The organism is Kitasatospora sp. NPDC053057 (assembly GCF_044546945.1).
GTDB lineage: Bacteria > Actinomycetota > Actinomycetes > Streptomycetales > Streptomycetaceae > Kitasatospora.
Map to the genome: position 1 here is coordinate 1 of NZ_JBITZP010000012.1, position 16,652 is coordinate 16,652.

Here is a 16,652-nt window from a genome sequence, read left to right on the forward strand (position 1 = left end):
AACCAGCGGCCGACAGATCCAAACCAGGACACCACGGTCCGTTCTCGCGCGGGTCAGGCCACGGCCCGGGACAGCACCCGTCGATTCTCACAGTTTTCACGGACGAGTCGAGTGGTGAGCTTGTGCAGGAAGTCGCTGCGCCGGTCGGCGATCCTCGCGTGGATCTTCGCGACCTTTCTGCGGGCCTTCTCCCGATTGGCAGAGCCTTTGGCCTTACGGGACAGATCCCGCTGGGCCCTGGCCAGGCGTTCCCGATCCCGGCGCTCGTACCGGGGGTTGGCGATCTTCTCCCCGGTGGAGAGAGCCACCAGCGACGTGACACCCGCGTCGATCCCGATTGCCGCGTCCAGGGCGGGCATAGGCCTGACACCAGGGTCCTCGCACACCACGGTGACGAACCAGCGGCCAGCCGCGTCGCGGCTGACGGTCACCGTGGACGGCGAGACCCCCTCAGGCAGAGGACGGGACCAGACAATGTCCAGCGGCTCCGTCATCTTGGCCAGCGTCAGCTTCCCGTCGCGGAAGCGGAACGCCGAGGCGGTGTACTCCGCCGAGTCGCGGGACTTCTTCTTCGACTTGAACCGAGGGTGCTTCGCCCGCTTCGCGAAGAAGCTCGCGAAGGCCCCTTGCAGGTGCCTCAGTGCCTGCTGCAACGGCACGCAGGAGACCTCGGCCAGATAGGCAAGCTCCTCGGTCTTCTTCCACGCCGTCAGCATTGCTGACGTGGCGTTGTAGTTGACCCGCTCCCCCTGAAGCAGCCACGCCTCGGTTCGGGCAGCCAGCGCCAGGTTGTAGACCTTCCGCACGCAACCGAATGTGCGCGACAGCTCGGCCGCCTGCACAGCGGTTGGATAGAAGCGGAATTTGAACGCCCGCTTCACCTGAGAGTCCTGCACAACTCGCACGATATACCGTCAGATTGTGACCACACACGGGTCATCGCCCACTCAGACACCAGACCGCCTTGGCGGCGGTCCGGCTCTTCCCGTCCCGCTACGCGGGAGTTCGTTTCTCTCCGGCTGAAGCCGGGGGTACCCACCAAGGAGTCCTGATGACGTACCACGGAGCGGTCAAGGTCGGCGGACCGCCGGACGTGCGGGAGCTGGCCCACCTGATCATCACCAAGATGGCCGTCGGCCCGTACGACAACAACGCCTACCTGCTGCGTTGCCGGGCCACCGACGAGCAGCTGCTGATCGACGCGGCCGCCGACGCCCCGGTGCTGCTGGAGACCATCGGGGACGACCTCGAAACCGTGGTCACCACCCACCGGCACCACGACCACTGGGGCGCGCTCGCCGAGGTGGTCGCCACCACCGGCGCCCGCACCGCCGCCGGGCAGCACGACGCCGAGGGCATCGACGTGCCCACCGAGCTGCTGCTCGCCGACGGCGACAAGCTGCGGGTCGGCGAGGTCGAGCTCACCGTCCGGCACCTGGTCGGGCACACCCCGGGCGCGATTGTGCTGATCTACGACGACCCGCAGGGCCACCAGCACGTCTTCACGGGCGACTGCCTCTTCCCGGGCGGCGTCGGCAACACCTGGGGCGACCCGGAGGCCTTCAGGACCCTCTTCCGGGACGTCAACGAGAAGATCTTCGGTGTCCTCCCCGACGAGGCCTGGGTTTACCCCGGCCATGGCAACGACACCACCCTCGGCGCCGAGCGCCCGCACCTCGACGAGTGGCGCGAGCGCGGCTGGTGATATCCCCGGGCCGGTCGGCTCCACCCGGGGCCGACCGACCCGGATCACGGCTCGCCTCCCGAAAGGTGCCGAGCACACGCACACGACGGCTCCATGCAGAGACACACCAAGGCGGCGGCCCTGGACACATCCCGGATGCCGCCGGGGCAGGCCCAGTGCGCAGCCAGCTGACATTCGGCGCTGACGTAGCGCCCGGCCTTGCCCACGTCGAGGCGGATCACGAGGCCGGTCGGCGGGTCCGACCGGCGGACGGCAGCGGTCACGACCAGACCCCCGTGTCGATCATGTTGAAGTCCTCCAGTTCGACCCAGACGATGACCTCGCCCGTGGCGTCGGTGGAGCCCCACTCGCAGCCCGACCGGAGGATGTCGAGCACCTCGGTCCACTGCGTGGACGAGGTGTCAGCCGGTGCGGCCGTCGAGAGCCGGACACGGCCGCACTTTCCCTTGGTGATTCGCACGGGAGCCCCGGCGGCTTGACCGAGCGAGGCCTTGAACAGGCTTGTGCGCATGCTGATCTGCACCGACGTTCCCCTTATCGGTACGGTGAAATCGTATCGATAGAGTAGCGGCGCGAGCGTTACGGTGTCAGCCGCAACGCACCATCCGGAGCGAGGAGGCCGAGGCGTGAGCGACACACCCTCTTACCTGCACGTCGCGGACGCCTTGCGCGGCCACATCACCTCCCGGCGGCTTCAGCCGGGCGATCGTCTGCCGTCCATCAGTGCGCTTCAGCGCGAGCACAAGGTCTCGACAGGTGTGATCCAGCGGGCCTACGCCGTACTGATCGACGAAGGGCTCGTGATCGCACGCCCGGGCGCCGGTTACTACGTCAAGTCCCAGGAGCCGCCGTCCGTTCTGGTGCGTCGCCAGCGCGTTGCGGCTGGCGACGGGTCGCCGACGGAGGCCACCCTCGCCCGACAAGGCGTGCTCGGTACCTGGCGGCACGAGTCACAGCCTCGTGCCGCCGACGCCCGGATCGCGGCCCGGCTGGAGATCCATCCCGGCGACCCGGTGATGCACACCAGCTACGTCTACCTGGCCAACGGCGATCCGGCTCAGCTCGCCGAGAGCTGGGAGCCCATGGCGATCACCGGTGGAAGCCTGATCGTCCTGCCGGAGGCCGGCCCGCACGCGGGCATCGGCGTCGCCGACCGGATGGCCCTCATCGGCATCGAGGTCGGCATGCCGGTCGAACGCATCTCGGCCCGCCAGGCCAGCCGTTCCGAAGCCCAGGCACTCGGCGTCGCGCCAGCCGTGCCCGTGATGGCCATCGAGCGCAGCTACTACGACCAGGCCACCGGCCGCCCGGTCGAGACTGCCGACATCGTGCTGCCCGGCTCGCGCTGGGTCGCCGAGTACGGCCGCCGCCCGCAGAGCTGAGCCCCGCCGCCGGATTCGCCATCCGGCAGCGGGGCTCAGGCTCGTTCGATTGCGGTCAGGCATCGAGCTTCTGCGGCTCGCGCTCGGCCTCGGCCTCGGCGGCCTTCTTCGAGGCCCGCAGGCTGGTCACCGTCGTCACGGCCAGCACCACCACGATGAAGCCCAGGGAGAGCGGGATGCCGATCTCCGGGACGTTCGCGCCGGCCTCGTGGGTGGCGTGCAGGACCAGCTTCACGCCGATGAAGCCGAGGATCACCGACAGGCCGTAGCTCAGGTGGACCAGCTTCTTCAGCAGGCCGCCGATCAGGAAGTACAGCTGGCGCAGGCCCATCAGGGCGAAGGCGTTGGCGGTGAAGACGATGTACGGGTCCTGGGTGAGCCCGAAGATGGCCGGGATCGAGTCCAGGGCGAACAGCACGTCCGTCGTCCCGATCGCCAGCATCACGATCAGCATCGGGGTGATCAGCCGGCGGCCGTTCTCCAGCACGAGGAGCTTGGTGCCGCGGTAGTCCTCGGTGGCGGGGAAGCGCCGGGTGATCGACTTGAGCAGGCGGCTCTCCTCGAACTCCTCGTCCCGCTCGTCGGCCCGGGCCTCCTTGATCAGCTTCCAGGTCGTCCAGATCAGGAAGGCGCCGAAGAGGAAGAACACCCAGGAGAACTGGGTGACCAGCGCCGCACCGCCGGCGATGAACACCGCGCGCAGCACCAGGGCGATGATCACGCCGAACATCAGCACGCGCTGCTGGTAGATCCTGGGCACCGCGAACTTGCCCATGATCAGGATGAAGACGAAGAGGTTGTCGACGCTGAGCGACTTCTCGGTGATGTAGCCGGCGAAGAACTCGCCCGCCGGCTGCCCACCGGAGTGCCACCAGAGGAAGCCGCCGAAGAGCGCCGCCAGCGCGATCCAGACGGCCGTCCAGATCCCGGCCTCCTTGACCGAGACCTCGTGCGGCTTGCGCCCCCCGATGAAGAAGTCCGCCACGATCAGTGCGATCAGCACACCGATCGTGGTGGCCCACATGGTTACGGAAACGTCCATTACTGCTCCTCCGGCAGCCAGGCGAGACGGGTCGTCACTGCCGGAGGTCTCTTCCGCCCATCGGGCCAGCGCCCCGGGGCGCCACGACGGGCACCCGTGATGACGGGGTCGGCTGTCGAGGAATACTCCCCTCCGCTGCCATCGAGAGTAACAGGGATGGCAAGGGAGGGTAAAGAAGGTAAAGAACCGTCAGAGGAACGGCTCGATCGCCGGCAGCAGGTCCTGGAACGTCCGACCCTTCGCCGGGGCGCCGATCGCCTGCATCTCCCAGCCGCCGTTGCCGTCCCGGACCACCTTCGCCATGATCTGCCCGGTGTGCGGCCCGCCGCCCGCCAGCTCGTACCGGGCCAGCTCCACCCCGGTGGTCTCGTCCAGCAGTCGGCAGTGCGCCTGGCGCACCTCGGCGAAGGTCTGCCCGGTGTACGAGCTGACCGTGAACACCACCTGGCTGATGTGCGCCGGCACGTGCAGCAGGTCGACCAGGATCGCCTCGTCGTCCTCGGCGCCGGAGCCGCCCTCCAGGTTGTCCCCGGTGTGCCGCACCGAGCCGTCGGTGGACTCCAGGTGCTGGAAGAACACCACGTCGGTCGGGGTCTTCTCGGCGTACAGCAGCGCCGAGGCGTCCAGGTCGATCTTCCTGGTCCGGCTGCCGAACAGGCCCCGCTTGGGGGCGGCCTGCCAGCCGAGCCCCATCCGGACCACGGTCAGGGCGGCGCCCGCCCCCTTCTGGAGGCTGACCCGCTGCCCCTTGGCAAGGTTCACCGACACGACGTTGTCCTCTCTGCCGGCCACGCGGTCGCTGCCGCACGGCTCCCCGGTGGAACACCCCGTCGCCGTCCCCCGGCTGAGGCCCCCTCTGCTGACGGCCCGCATCCCCGTCCCGAGGGCGCGATGCCGCAGGCCAGCCTAGGGCCTGCGGCACCCGCGACTCCTCCGGGTTACCCGGTTTGTGGCAAGGCTGAGACACCGCCGAGCTTGACCGGTGCCAAACCGGCCAAGCCCGGCGCCAACGCTGCTAGGCCACCCCCGCCTCGCGCATCTGCCGCAGCTCCTTCTTCAACTCCTTCACCTCGTCGCGCAGCCGGGCCGCGACCTCGAACTGGAGATCGGCGGCCGCCGTGTGCATCCGGTCGGTCATCTCCTGGATCAGCTCCGCCAGCTCGGCGGCCGGCATCGACTTGGCCGGCTTGCGCTCCGCGCCCAGCATCGGCACCGGGGCCTTGCCCTTCCCCTGGCCCCGGTAGCCGGTGGAGAGCAGCTCGTCGGTGTCCACGTCCTCCCGGGCGAGGGTGTCCAGGATGTCGCCGATCTTCTTCCGCAGCGGCTGCGGGTCGATCCCGTGCTTCTTGTTGTAGGCCTGCTGCACGGCCCGGCGGCGGTTGGTCTCGTCGATCGCCTTCTCCATCGACGGGGTGATCCGGTCCGCGTACATGTGCACCTGGCCGGAGACGTTGCGGGCCGCGCGGCCGATCGTCTGGATGAGCGAGGTGCCGGAGCGCAGGAAGCCCTCCTTGTCCGCGTCCAGGATCGCCACCAGCGACACCTCGGGCAGGTCCAGGCCCTCGCGCAGCAGGTTGATGCCGACCAGCACGTCGAACCGGCCGGCCCGCAGCTCGCGCAGCAGTTCCACCCGGCGCAGGGTGTCCACGTCGCTGTGCAGGTACCGGACCCGGATGTCCAGGCCGAGCATGTAGTCGGTGAGGTCCTCGGCCATCTTCTTGGTCAGCGTGGTGACCAGGACGCGCTCGTCCCGCTCGACCCGCTTGCGGACCTCGTGCACCAGGTCGTCGATCTGGCCCTCGGTCGGCTTGACGATCACCTCGGGGTCGATCAGACCGGTCGGGCGGATGATCTGCTCGACCTGGCCGTCGCCGCGCGACAGCTCGTACGGGCCCGGCGTCGCCGAGAGGTACACCGTCTGACCGATCCGGCCGAGGAACTCCTCCCACTTCAGCGGGCGGTTGTCCATCGCGGACGGCAGCCGGAAGCCGTGCTCGACCAGGGTGCGCTTGCGCGAGGCGTCGCCCTCGTACATCGCGCCGATCTGCGGGACGGTGACGTGCGACTCGTCGATGACCAGGAGGAAGTCCTCCGGGAAGTAGTCCAGCAGGGTGTTCGGCGGGGAGCCGGGCTCGCGGCCGTCGAAGTGCATCGAGTAGTTCTCGACGCCCGAGCAGGTGCCGATCTGGCGCAGCATCTCGATGTCGTAGGTGGTGCGCATGCGCAGCCGCTGGGCCTCCAGCAGCTTGCCCTGCTTCTCCAGCTTGCCGAGCGTCTGCTCCAGCTCCTGTTCGATGCCGGTGATCGCCCGCTCCATGCGCTCGGGGCCGGCCACGTAGTGCGAGGCGGGGAAGACGTAGATCTGCTCGTCCTGGCTGATGATCTCGCCGGTGAGCGGGTGCAGGGTGTAGAGCGACTCGATCTCGTCGCCGAACATCTCGATCCGGACGGCGAGCTCCTCGTAGACCGGGAAGATCTCGATGGTGTCGCCGCGGACCCGGAAGGTGCCGCGGGTGAAGGCCACGTCGTTGCGCGCGTACTGGATGTCCACGAAGCGGCGCAGCAGCACGTCCCGGTCGATCTCCTGGCCGACCTTGAGCGGGACCATCCGGTCCACGTACTCCTGCGGGGTGCCGAGGCCGTAGATGCAGGAGACGGAGGCGACCACGATCACGTCGCGGCGGGTGAGCAGCGAGTTGGTCGCCGAGTGGCGCAGCCGCTCGACCTCCTCGTTGATCGAGGAGTCCTTCTCGATGTAGGTGTCCGTCTGCGGGACGTACGCCTCCGGCTGGTAGTAGTCGTAGTACGAGACGAAGTACTCGACCGCGTTGTTCGGCAGCAACTCCCGGAACTCGTTCGCCAGCTGCGCGGCGAGCGTCTTGTTCGGCGCCATCACCAGGGTGGGGCGCTGCAGCTTCTCGATCATCCAGGCCGTGGTGGCGGACTTGCCGGTACCGGTGGCACCGAGCAGCACGACGTCCTTCTCCCCCGCCCTGATCCGCCGCTCCAACTCGGCGATCGCCGCCGGCTGGTCACCGTTGGGCTGGTAGGGACTGACGACCTCGAAGGGCGCCACGGACCGCTCAATACTCGTGATGGGACGCACGCCTCCACCGTACGACCCCCGACTGACAACCGGCGCCGCTTCGATCAACCGCCGGCGCAGCGGACGCAGGCGGGGTACCAGGGGAGGGGGGTGAGGATGCGGTGGTGGCGGCAGGTGGCGGCCATGGAGTCGGTGGGGTCCGGGGGCGCGCCGGGGGTGGGGTGGAGGGCGGTGAGGAGGCGGCGGAGGGCCTGGAGGTCGGCCTCGGCGTACGAGGCGTGGTAGCCGAGTTCGTCCCAGCGGTGGCGGGTGAGGGCGAGGTCGACGACGGCGAGGGCGAAGGCGCGGCCGCGTTCCGGGTCGGGGCCCCAGTCGAGTTCGTCGAGGTCGAGGCCGACCATGCCGCGGCCCATCAGGTTCTGGTCCTGGCGGGCGAGCTCGGCGGCGAAGGCGTGCTGCCAGTCGTCCCGGGCCAGGGCGGTGACCGCGAGCATCAGGACCTCGACCAGCACCTCGGTGGCGCCGTTGCCGAGGTCCAGCTCGTGGCCCCCGCCCCGGAAGGGGTTCACCCCAGCTTCTCGCTGTCGCGGGCGAGGGCGACCAGGCGGGATATCGCGCGCAGGTACTTCTTGCGGTAGCCGCCGCGCAGCATGTCCTCGGGGAAGACCTGGTCGAAGGGCAGGCCGGAGGCGGTGATGGGCAGCTCGCGGTCGTACATCCGGTCGGCCAGGACGACCAGGCGCAGCGCGGTGGACTGGTCGTCGACCTGCCGCACGCCGCGCAGGCAGACCGCGGTGACGTCGTCCAGCAGCGCGCCGTAGCGGCTGGGGTGGACGGCGGAGAGGTGGCCGAGCAGGGCGTCGAAGTCGTCCAGCGAGGCGCCGGGGGTGCGGGCGGCGACGGCCTCGACGGTGTCGTCGGCGTACGGCGGCGGGGCGTCGGGCAGGCCGCGGTGGCGGTAGTCCTGGCCGTCGATCCGCATCGGGCGGAAGTGCGCGGACAGTCCCTGGATCTCGCGCAGGAAGTCGGCGGCGGCGAAGCGGCCCTCGCCGAGCTTCTCCGGCAGGGTGTTCGAGGTGGCGCACAGCTTGACGCCGTTCTCGACCAGCCGCCCGAGCAGGGTGGAGACCAGCACGGTGTCGCCCGGGTCGTCGAGCTCGAACTCGTCGATGCACAGCAGGGTGTGCCCGGAGAGGGTCTGGACGGCCTGCTGGAAGCCGAGCGCGCCGACCAGGTTGGTCAGCTCGACGAAGGTGCCGAAGGCCTTGGGGCCGGAGGCGGCGTGCCAGAGCGAGGCGAGCAGGTGGGTCTTGCCGACGCCGTAGCCGCCGTCGAGGTAGACCCCGGCCGGGCCGGTGGGCGCGGGGGCGGAGCGGCGGAACCAGCTGCGCTTGGGCGCGGAACCGTTTCCTCCCGCGAGGGTGCCGGCGAACTGTTCCAGGACCTGGACCGCCTCGTACTGGCTGGGCTGGGTCGGGTCCGGGATGTACGTCCCGAAGCTCACGTCGGCGAACCGGGGCGGCGGGACCATCTCGGCGACCAGCCGCTCGGCGGGCACGACGGGGCGGCGGTCGGTGAGCGCGATCGGGTTGCCGGCCGGGCTCGCGGCGGCTATCGGGTCGGTCGCGGTGGCGGGGCGGGAGGCTGCGGGCACGGTAGTAGAGGGTACGCCCCGTCCCCGGCGCCCCCGAAACGCCTCCGGACCTCCTGCGGGCCACCTCCGGAGCGGCTCCGGTGGAACACTGAGGACATGCAACAGTTGATCAGCCCGCTGGGTGCTCCGGTCGCCGATCCGTCCGATCTGGATTCGCTCGCCGCCGTCTACGCGTACCCCGACCAGGTGAATCGGGGGCGCCCGTGGCTGCGCGCCAACATGGTGTCCGGGCTGGACGGCGGGGCGCGGCTCGACGGTCTGTCCGAGGGCCTGTCCAGCGACGCCGACAAGCGGATCTTCGGGGTGCTGCGGGCGCTGTCGGACGTGGTGCTGGTGGGCGCCGAGACGGTCCGCGCGGAGGGCTACCGGCCGGCCCGGGCCCGTCGGGAGTTCGCGGCCGCTCGGGCGGCGGCGGGGCAGTCCCCGGCCCCGGCGATCGCGATCGTGAGCCGGTCCCTGGACTTCGACCTGGGCGCGCCGCTGTTCACGGAGCCGCTGGTCAGGACGATGGTGATCACCGTCGAGGACGCCGCCGAGGAGCGTCGCCGGGAGGTCGCCGAGGTGGCCGACGTGGTGCTCGCCGGGCGCGGCTCGGTGGACCTGCGGGCGGGGGTGGCGGCCCTGGTGGAGCGGGGCTGGACCCGCCTGCTGACCGAGGGCGGACCGCGGCTGCTGGGGCAGCTGGCGGCGGCGGACCTGCTGGACGAGCTGTGCCTGTCGCTGGCCCCGCTGGTCACCGGCGGCGACGCGCCGCGCATCCTCCGCGATGCGGAAATGCCTGACGTGCAGCGGATGCGGCTGGTCTCATTGATCGAGCAGAAAGGATTCCTCTTCACCCGCTACCTGCGTCACCTGGGTTCGGATGACCCCGTGACCCCCCGATCGTGATCCCGTTATGCGATGCCGGGGCCCGGGGGCCGGCCACTGGAAGGGACTCACGTGTTCAAGACGGTACTGATGATCGAAAAGGCTCTCTCGGACGCGGACGTGGAGCTCGTCACGACGCTCCACAGCGACGAGAAGGTGTCCTTCGTCGTCCTGATGCAGCCGCGCGGCAAGCAGGACGAACTGCTGCGGGCGCTCGACGACGTCGCCCTCGGCCACCTCGACAAGGTGGTGCACGAGCACGACGAGTCCGAGAGCGGCCCGACCGTGGCCAGCGAATCGCTCGAACACAGCCTGCGCCACCTGCGCGCGGCCGGGGCCGAGGCGATCGGCGAACTGGTCGAGGACAAGCCGCTGGAGCGGCTGCGCGCGGCGGTCGAGGAACACCGGGCCGACGAGGTCGTGGTGCTCACCTCACCGCACTTCGTGGAGGAGTTCTTCCACCGCGACTGGGCCTCCCAGGCCCGGCACAAGGTGGGGGTGCCGGTGCTGAGGCTGTTCGCCAGCGACTCCTGACCCGGCGCGCCGGTGGTGCAGAATCGTCCTTGCGGTCCGCCCGCGAGGACGATTCGCACATCGCAAGGACCCACCTGTGCCCACCCAGCCCCCGCCCGTACGGAGCCACGCCTTGAACGACGCCGCGCACGACCTGCACGCCCCGCACTTCATCGGCATCGGCGGCGCCGGGATGTCCGGCCTGGCGAAGATCCTCGCAGTGCGCGGTGCCAGTGTCTCCGGCAGCGACTCCAAGGAGTCCGAGACCGTCCTCGCGCTGCGCGCCCTCGGCGCTACCGTGCACGTCGGCCACGCCGCCGAGCACGTCCCGGACGGCGCCAGCAGCATCGTGGTCTCCAGCGCGATCCGCGCCGACAACCCGGAGCTGGTCGCCGCCCACGAGCGCGGCATCCCGGTGGTGCACCGCTCCGACGCGCTGGCCGCGCTGATGGGCGGCCGCCGGGCGCTCGCGGTGGCCGGTACCCACGGCAAGACCACCACCACCAGCATGCTCGCCGTCGCCCTCGGCGAGCTGGGCCTCGACCCGTCCTACGCGATCGGCGGCGACCTCGACGCCCCCGGTTCCAACGCCCAGCACGGCACCGGCGAGATCTTCGTCGCCGAGGCCGACGAGAGCGACCGCAGCTTCCACAAGTACGCGCCCGAGGTGGCGATCGTGCTCAACGTGGAGCTGGACCACCACGCCAACTACGCGTCGATCGACGAGATCTACGAGTCCTTCGAGACCTTCGTCGGCCGGATCACCCCCGGCGGCACCCTGGTCGTCTCCGCCGACCACGACGGCGCCCGCGAGCTGACCTCCCGGGTGGCCGCCCGCGAGGGCCTCAACGTGGTGACCGTCGGCGCCGCCGAGGACGCCGACCTGCGCGTCCTCTCGGTCATCGCCCGCGGCATGACCAGCGAGGTCACCGTCCTGCTGGACGGCGCCGAGCTGACCTTCACCGTCTCGGTGCCCGGCCGGCACTACGCCCACAACGCCGTGGCCGCACTGGCCGCCGGCGTCGCACTGGGCGTCCCGGCCGCCGACCTGGCCAAGGCGCTCGGCGCCTACACCGGCGTGCGCCGCCGCCTGCAGCTCAAGGGCGAGGCGGCCGGCGTCCAGGTGATCGACTCCTACGCCCACCACCCGACCGAGATGACCGCCGACCTGGAGGCGATCCGCGAGGGCCTGGACGGCGCGGGCCGCGTCCTGGTGGTCTTCCAGCCGCACCTGTTCAGCCGCACCCAGCAGCTCGCCGAGGAGATGGGCCGGTCCCTGGCGCTGGCCGACGCCTCCGTGGTGCTGGACATCTACCCGGCCCGCGAGGACCCGATCCCGGGCGTGACCAGCGAGCTGATCATCGACGCCGCCCGCCGGGCCGGCGCCGACGTCACCGCCGAGCACGACTTCGCCGCCGCCCCCGCCCTGCTGGCCGGCCTGGCCCGCCCGGGCGACCTGCTGCTCACCATGGGCGCGGGCGACGTCACCAACCTGGGGCCCGAAATTCTGAAGCACCTCGCGAACGTTGCCTCCAAGGTCTGACGTTACGCCGAGCGGGAGTCGTGATGAGCTACGAGATCCAGAAGACCGAGGCCGAATGGCGCGCCCAGCTCAGCCCCGAGGAGTACCACGTGCTCCGCGAGGCGGGCACCGAGCGCCCGTTCGTCGGCGAGTACACCGACACCAAGACGGTCGGCGTCTACAGCTGCCGCGCCTGCGGGGCTGAGCTGTTCAGCTCCGACACCAAGTTCGACAGCCACTGCGGCTGGCCCTCGTACTACGCGCCGCTGGCCGAGGACCGGGTCGAGTACATCGAGGACACCTCGCTCGGCATGCGCCGCGTCGAGGTGCGCTGCGCCCGCTGCGGCGGGCACCTGGGCCACGTCTTCGAGGGCGAGGGCTACGGCACCCCGACCGACCAGCGCTATTGCATCAACAGCATCTCGCTGACGCTGCGCCCGGCCGAATAGGACCGGCACCGAGGGCCCGGACGGAGACCGTCCGGGCCCTCCCTGCTATCCGGCCACCGGCGCGAAGTGGACCGGGAGGTGGACCAGGGCGCGGTGGAAGGGGCCGGGGCGCCAGAGCAACTCCCCTGCCGGGGTGGCGAGTTCGAGGTCGCTGAGTCGGCTGGTGAGCTGTTCGATGGCGGTGATGGCGATCAGCAGGGCGGGATCGCGGGCCGGGCAGGCGTGCGGGCCGGCCGCCCAGGCCAGGTGGGCGCTCTCGCCGCTGCGGAGTTCGCCGCCGTCGGTGGGTGGCGCGGCCTGGGAGTTGGCGGCCGCGTACGAGACCAGTACCAGGGAACCGGCCTTGATCTCGCGGCCGTGGAAGGTGATGTCGTAGCGCGGGTAGTGGGCCGAGAGGTTGGCCATCGGCGGCTCGTGCCACAGCACTTCGTCGATCGCCTGGTGGGCGGTCATCGCGCCGCCGAACAGCGAGCCGGCGTAGCGGGCGTCGGTGAGCAGGCGCAGCAGGGCGTTGCCGATCAGGTTGGTGGTCGGCTCGTGCCCGGCGATCAGGGTCAGGGTGATCTGCCGGATCACCTCGTCGTCGTCCAGCCCGACCGGGTGGGTGACGAACCAGGAGGCGAGGTCGTGCCGGGGGCGCTCGCGGCGCTCGGCGACCATCGCGGTGACCACCGCGACGAGCTTCCCGTACGCGGCGCCGGCCCGGGCGGTGGACTCGATCAGCCCGGTGATCGCGGCCACCACGTCGGCGTGCTGCTCCTCGGGAACGCCGAACCAGGTGGTGAGCACGAAGGCGGGCAGCTGGCGGGCGTACTCGGCGATCAGGTCGGCGTGGCCGACCGCGGCGAAGCGGTCGATCAGCTGGTGGGCGGCCTCGGCGACCTGGCGCTGCAGCCGGTGCGGTTCGAGCAGGGCGAGGCCGTCGGTGATCACCGCGCGGTAGCGGGCGTGCGTCGCGCCGTCGCTGAACAGGGCGGTGGGGCGGTAGCCGAGCACCGGCAGCAGCGGGGAGTCCGGCGGGACGGTCGCCTGCCAGGCGCGGGAGTCCTTGGAGAAGGTGTCGGTGTCGCGCAGCAGGTCCAGGGCGGCCTGGTAGTCGGTGACCAGCAGGGCCTCGACGCCGGGGGCGATCTCCACCGGGGCGACCGCGCCATGGCGGCGCAGCCGCTCGTACACCAGTTGCGGGTCGGCGGCGAAGACCGGGCCGTAGATCGGGGTCGGTCGGGTCTCGACGGTCACGGACGCTCCTGGGGGTCGGTGGAGGCGGCGGGCAGGGTGTCGAGGACGTGCTCGGCCAGCGCGATCAGCGCGTCGATGCTGCTCCCGCGCTCGCGCGCGTCGCACAGCAGCAGCGGGGTCGCGGCGTGCAGGTCCAGGTGGGCGCGCAGCACCTCGGGCGGATGGTCCGGGGAGTCCGGGAAGCGGTTGACGGCGACGGCGTACGGCAGGCCCTGCTCCTCGACCATGTCCATGATCTCGAAGGAGTCGGCCAGTCGGCGGGTGTCGGCGAGCACCAGGGCGCCCAGGGCACCGCGGGCGATGTCCTGCCAGAGCGGGAAGAAGCGGCGCTGGCCGGGAGTGCCGAACATGTAGAGCACCGTGTTGCCCGGCAGGGTGAGCCGGCCGAAGTCGACCGCGACGGTGGTGGTGGACTTCTCGGGCAGCCCGGCCAGGTCGTCCACCGGTCGTCCGGTCTCGGTCATCGCCTCCTCGGTGTGCAGGGTGGCGATCTCGGAGAGGGTGCGGATGAGGGTGGTCTTGCCGACCCCGAACGGGCCGGCGACCACCAGTTTCATCAGCGTCTGGTCCCGGTCGGGCAGGTAGCCCACCCGGCTCGGCCGGTCGTCCGGGCTACCGGAGGGCACGGAGTCCAACGAGGAGCCTCTCGACGATGGAGCGGTCGGTCTGCTGGGTGCGCGGGATCGGCGCGCGGGCGTGCAGGCAGCCCGCCTCGACCAGGTCGGCCGCGAGGAAGACGGTGGCGCTGACCGGCAGGCGCAGGTGCGCGGCGGCCTCCACCACGGTCAGCGCGCCGGGGCGCAGCAGTTCCCAGAGCCGACGGTGTTCGGGTTCGAGTTCGGTCGGCGGTTCGGCGCGGTCGGCCCGGTCCGCGAACAGGACGGTCAGCCGCTCGAAGCCTTCGGTGCCGGGGCGGCTGCGGCCGCCGGTGGCGAGGTAGGCGGGCACCATCCGCCTGCGGGGGACGGCGGTCATGACCCGGCGGCGGTGTCCGGTGCCCCGGTGTCCTGCTGGCGGGACGGGCTCGCGAGCGCACGGCCCAGGGCGGCGACCTGGAGCTGCATCTGGTAGGCCACGTTGCCGAGTTGGGCGTCCGGCGCGGTGAACACGGCGAGCGAGGTGTTCTCCCCGGCGGGGACGACGATGGCGTAGCCGAGGTCGGACTCCACCACGGTCTGGGCCAGCCGCGGCCGCTCGGTGTCGGTGAAGGCGGTGGTGAAGGCGCGGGCCGCGGCGTGCACGGTGGCGGTCATCGCGGCGACCCGCTCGGCGGAGGCCCGGCCGAGGCCGTCGGAGGCGCCCTCGACGAGGCCGTCACCGGTGGCGACCACCGCGTGCAGCACCCCCGGCAGCTCCAGCAGGGGGTTCAGCACCCAGGAGATCTCGTCGGTGGCGGTCGGGCTGGGCGAGCTGCTCACTGCTTGGCTCCTTCTAACGTCGGTCCGGTGGTGTGGTCACCGGTTTCGCGGCCGGCGGCGGTGCCGCCGGTGCTGACGGTGCCGGTGGTGTCGCCGCCGGTGCCGGTGGTCTCGGTGGTCTCGGCGGTGCCGGTGAACTCGCCGGCTTCGCTCGACGCACGGGCGCCGTGAGCCTGCGCGGCGGCGGCCCGGCCGGAGTCGGTGCCCCGCTGGAGCGCCTGCCAGTGGGCGGCGGCCTGCTCGGGGCTGCGGACGTACGGCGCGGGCTGCTCCCCCGGGCCGTTCACTGTTCCTGCCTCCGTGCCGACCCCCGGTTCCTCGGCGGTGAGCGGGCGGCGGCGGCGCCGACTGGGCAGGCCGCTGCCGTCCCCGCCCTGGACGGCGCCCGCGTCCGGGTCGGGCACCACGTGGATGGCCGGCGCCGCGGGCGGGCCGGGCTGGTTGTGGCGGTCGGCGAGCACCGGCCCGTCCTGCTCGTCGGCGTCGCGCATCGGCGGGACGGCCGCGACGGCGGGTGCCGGCGCCGGGCCGCTGCCGGCCCGCAGCGGCAGCGGGGTGAGCACCGACAGCGGCTGCTCGTCGTCCACGACCGTCACCAGCGCGGCCGGGATGCGCAGGATGGTCCGCATGCCGCCGTACGGCGAGGGCTCGATGTGGCAGGCGAAGCCGTACTGGCGGGCCAGCTTGCCGACCACCGCGAAGCCGGTCCTGGGCGGGTTGCCGAGCTCGGTGAGCAGCACGTCCGGCGGGCCGGCCAGCAGCCGGCGGGCCCGGCGCAGCTGGTCCTCGTCCATCCCGATGCCGCTGTCGTCGATGATCACCAGCGCGCCGCGGCCGCCCTGCTGGACGGTGACCGGGACGTCCGTCTCCGGGTGGGAGTACGCGGTGGCGTTGGCGAGCAGTTCGGCGATGGTGATGGCGATCGGCTCGGCAGCCCGGGCGACCACGGCCAGCCGCTGCTCGCGCAGGTGGTTGGCGACCTTGATCCGGGCGTAGCCGGGCACCCGGGAGAGCGCGCCGACGACCACCTCGGCGAGCGGGGAGTCGGTCCGGGCCAGGCCGGGCCAGGCCTCGCAGAGCACTGCGACGGTCTGGATCCGGCGCAGCGCGACCTCGTTGCGGAAGTCGACCTCCAACAGCCGGGGGTCGTCGTTGTCGTGCTGGAGCTGCTGGACCAGGCTCTGGATCTGGTAGAGCAGGGTCTGGATCCGGGAGGTGGCGCCGCGCATGGCGGCCCGGGCGGCGGCGTCGACCCGCTCGCGCTCGTCGGCGAGGGCCGCGGTGGCGGCGTCCAGGACGGACTGGAGCGCCCGGACGGCCTCGGGGCCGACGGCGCGCGCGTCCAGCGGACCGACCAGCGGCGCGTTGACGTGGGTCAGCCGGACGGAGGTGGCGGCGACCCGCTCCTGGGCGAGGTGGCCGATCTCGGCGAGCAGCGCGGTGGCGTGCCGCTCGGCGGCGGCGGACCGGGCTTCGGCCTCCGCGGCGCGGGCGTTCGCCTCCCCGACGCCGGCGTTCGCCTCCTTGGCCCGGGCGTTGGCGGCGGCGCTCCGCTGGTCGGCGGCCCGAGTGTGCTCCTCGGCCCTCCGGGCCTGCTCGGCCGCGTTCCGTATGGCCTCCTGGGCCTCGTTCAACTGGCGTTCGGCGCGGGCGAATTTGGCCTCGGCGGCGCGGGCCTGCTGCTCGCGGTGGCCGAGCGCGGCCTCGGCGGCCACCGCCCGGCGGACGGCCGCGGCCCGGCCGCGGGCGAGCACGACCGCGGCCGCAGCGGCGACCAGCGCCAGGACGATCAGCGCGATCTGCGTCATCGGGGTC

Annotated in this window: 17 protein-coding genes and 1 pseudogene; 6 read left to right on the top strand and 12 right to left on the bottom strand. The window is 71.7% G+C overall.

Translation table 11 applies throughout. The annotated features are described in order from the left end of the window. Positions 1-92: 92 nt before the first annotated feature. Positions 93-896, bottom strand: a pseudogene (locus ACIG5E_RS15140) (RNA-guided endonuclease InsQ/TnpB family protein); the annotation flags it as partial. A gap of 155 nt (positions 897-1,051) precedes the next feature. Between ACIG5E_RS15140 and ACIG5E_RS15145 the strand changes: the two are divergent. Then, complete coding sequence (locus ACIG5E_RS15145; protein ID WP_396533856.1) at positions 1,052-1,705, top strand: MBL fold metallo-hydrolase; 654 nt, start codon at positions 1,052-1,054, stop codon at positions 1,703-1,705. Between the two features lie 259 nt (positions 1,706-1,964). Here the strand turns inward: ACIG5E_RS15145 and ACIG5E_RS15150 are convergent, their stop codons facing one another. After that, positions 1,965-2,228: a hypothetical protein gene (locus ACIG5E_RS15150; RefSeq protein ID WP_396533857.1), complete on the bottom strand. Its 264-nt coding sequence runs from the start codon at positions 2,226-2,228 to the stop codon at positions 1,965-1,967. Between the two features lie 103 nt (positions 2,229-2,331). Here ACIG5E_RS15150 and ACIG5E_RS15155 point away from each other — a divergent pair, with 103 nt between their 5' ends. Beyond that, a complete protein-coding gene (locus tag ACIG5E_RS15155) occupies positions 2,332-3,087 on the top strand; it encodes a GntR family transcriptional regulator (protein ID WP_396533858.1) in 756 nt (251 codons plus the stop codon). A 55-nt stretch (positions 3,088-3,142) separates the two neighbouring features. Here the strand turns inward: ACIG5E_RS15155 and ACIG5E_RS15160 are convergent, their stop codons facing one another. The 5 genes from ACIG5E_RS15160 to zapE form a co-directional block, all read right to left on the bottom strand. Then, positions 3,143-4,129 (bottom strand): TerC family protein, encoded by a 987-nt coding sequence (locus tag ACIG5E_RS15160; protein ID WP_396533859.1) that lies wholly within the window; start codon positions 4,127-4,129, stop codon positions 3,143-3,145. Between the two features lie 189 nt (positions 4,130-4,318). Further along, a complete protein-coding gene (locus tag ACIG5E_RS15165) occupies positions 4,319-4,897 on the bottom strand; it encodes a TerD family protein (protein ID WP_396533860.1) in 579 nt (192 codons plus the stop codon). 247 nt (positions 4,898-5,144) lie between these two features. After that, on the bottom strand, positions 5,145-7,235 hold the full coding sequence (gene uvrB, locus ACIG5E_RS15170) for an excinuclease ABC subunit UvrB (RefSeq protein WP_396533861.1): 2,091 nt from the start codon (positions 7,233-7,235) through the stop codon (positions 5,145-5,147). Positions 7,236-7,279: 44 nt separating this feature from the next. Beyond that, complete coding sequence (locus tag ACIG5E_RS15175; protein WP_396533862.1) at positions 7,280-7,744, bottom strand: hypothetical protein; 465 nt, start codon at positions 7,742-7,744, stop codon at positions 7,280-7,282. Next, positions 7,741-8,790 (bottom strand): cell division protein ZapE, encoded by a 1,050-nt coding sequence (gene zapE / locus ACIG5E_RS15180; RefSeq protein WP_396533993.1) that lies wholly within the window; start codon positions 8,788-8,790, stop codon positions 7,741-7,743. The genes ACIG5E_RS15175 and zapE overlap by 4 nt, the downstream gene beginning before the upstream one ends. Positions 8,791-8,925: 135 nt before the next feature. Here zapE and ACIG5E_RS15185 point away from each other — a divergent pair, with 135 nt between their 5' ends. The 4 genes from ACIG5E_RS15185 (at position 8,926) to msrB (ending at position 12,180) form a co-directional block, all read left to right on the top strand. Next, on the top strand, positions 8,926-9,717 hold the full coding sequence (locus ACIG5E_RS15185) for a pyrimidine reductase family protein (protein WP_396533863.1): 792 nt from the start codon (positions 8,926-8,928) through the stop codon (positions 9,715-9,717). A 51-nt stretch (positions 9,718-9,768) separates the two neighbouring features. Continuing rightward, positions 9,769-10,230, top strand: a complete 462-nt coding sequence (locus ACIG5E_RS15190) for an indole-3-glycerol phosphate synthase (RefSeq protein WP_396533864.1) — start codon at positions 9,769-9,771, stop codon at positions 10,228-10,230. Between the two features lie 133 nt (positions 10,231-10,363). Then, on the top strand, positions 10,364-11,752 hold the full coding sequence (gene murC / locus ACIG5E_RS15195) for a UDP-N-acetylmuramate--L-alanine ligase (RefSeq protein WP_396533994.1): 1,389 nt from the start codon (positions 10,364-10,366) through the stop codon (positions 11,750-11,752). A gap of 23 nt (positions 11,753-11,775) precedes the next feature. Continuing rightward, on the top strand, positions 11,776-12,180 hold the full coding sequence (gene msrB / locus ACIG5E_RS15200) for a peptide-methionine (R)-S-oxide reductase MsrB (protein WP_396533865.1): 405 nt from the start codon (positions 11,776-11,778) through the stop codon (positions 12,178-12,180). Positions 12,181-12,225: 45 nt separating this feature from the next. Here msrB and ACIG5E_RS15205 read toward each other — a convergent pair whose 3' ends face one another. Genes ACIG5E_RS15205 through ACIG5E_RS15225 form a run of 5 tightly spaced genes read right to left on the bottom strand, consistent with a single transcriptional unit; the run spans position 12,226 to position 16,645 of the window. After that, complete coding sequence (locus tag ACIG5E_RS15205; RefSeq protein WP_396533866.1) at positions 12,226-13,419, bottom strand: cytochrome P450; 1,194 nt, start codon at positions 13,417-13,419, stop codon at positions 12,226-12,228. Continuing rightward, positions 13,416-14,054, bottom strand: coding sequence for a GTP-binding protein (locus ACIG5E_RS15210; protein WP_396533867.1), 639 nt, complete (start codon positions 14,052-14,054; stop codon positions 13,416-13,418). Before ACIG5E_RS15210 ends, ACIG5E_RS15205 begins: the two co-directional genes overlap by 4 nt. After that, positions 14,032-14,394 (bottom strand): DUF742 domain-containing protein, encoded by a 363-nt coding sequence (locus ACIG5E_RS15215; RefSeq protein WP_396533868.1) that lies wholly within the window; start codon positions 14,392-14,394, stop codon positions 14,032-14,034. The genes ACIG5E_RS15210 and ACIG5E_RS15215 overlap by 23 nt, the downstream gene beginning before the upstream one ends. Continuing rightward, positions 14,391-14,837: a roadblock/LC7 domain-containing protein gene (locus tag ACIG5E_RS15220; RefSeq protein WP_396533869.1), complete on the bottom strand. Its 447-nt coding sequence runs from the start codon at positions 14,835-14,837 to the stop codon at positions 14,391-14,393. The genes ACIG5E_RS15215 and ACIG5E_RS15220 overlap by 4 nt, the downstream gene beginning before the upstream one ends. Then, entirely contained in the window at positions 14,834-16,645 is a 1,812-nt protein-coding gene (locus ACIG5E_RS15225) for an ATP-binding protein (protein WP_396533870.1), read from the bottom strand. Before ACIG5E_RS15225 ends, ACIG5E_RS15220 begins: the two co-directional genes overlap by 4 nt. Positions 16,646-16,652: the final 7 nt, after the last annotated feature.

What these genes read in the sequence shown, in the direction of transcription:
- ACIG5E_RS15225 (WP_396533870.1), bottom strand. Translation starts at nt 16,645, where the DNA reads ATGACGCAGATCGCGCTGATCGTCCTGGCGCTGGTCGCCGCTGCGGCC.
- ACIG5E_RS15215 (WP_396533868.1), bottom strand. Translation starts at nt 14,394, where the DNA reads ATGACCGCCGTCCCCCGCAGGCGGATGGTGCCCGCCTACCTCGCCACC.
- ACIG5E_RS15185 (WP_396533863.1), top strand. Translation starts at nt 8,926, where the DNA reads ATGCAACAGTTGATCAGCCCGCTGGGTGCTCCGGTCGCCGATCCGTCC.
- ACIG5E_RS15145 (WP_396533856.1), top strand. Translation starts at nt 1,052, where the DNA reads ATGACGTACCACGGAGCGGTCAAGGTCGGCGGACCGCCGGACGTGCGG.
- msrB (WP_396533865.1), top strand. Translation starts at nt 11,776, where the DNA reads ATGAGCTACGAGATCCAGAAGACCGAGGCCGAATGGCGCGCCCAGCTC.
- ACIG5E_RS15160 (WP_396533859.1), bottom strand. Translation starts at nt 4,129, where the DNA reads ATGGACGTTTCCGTAACCATGTGGGCCACCACGATCGGTGTGCTGATC.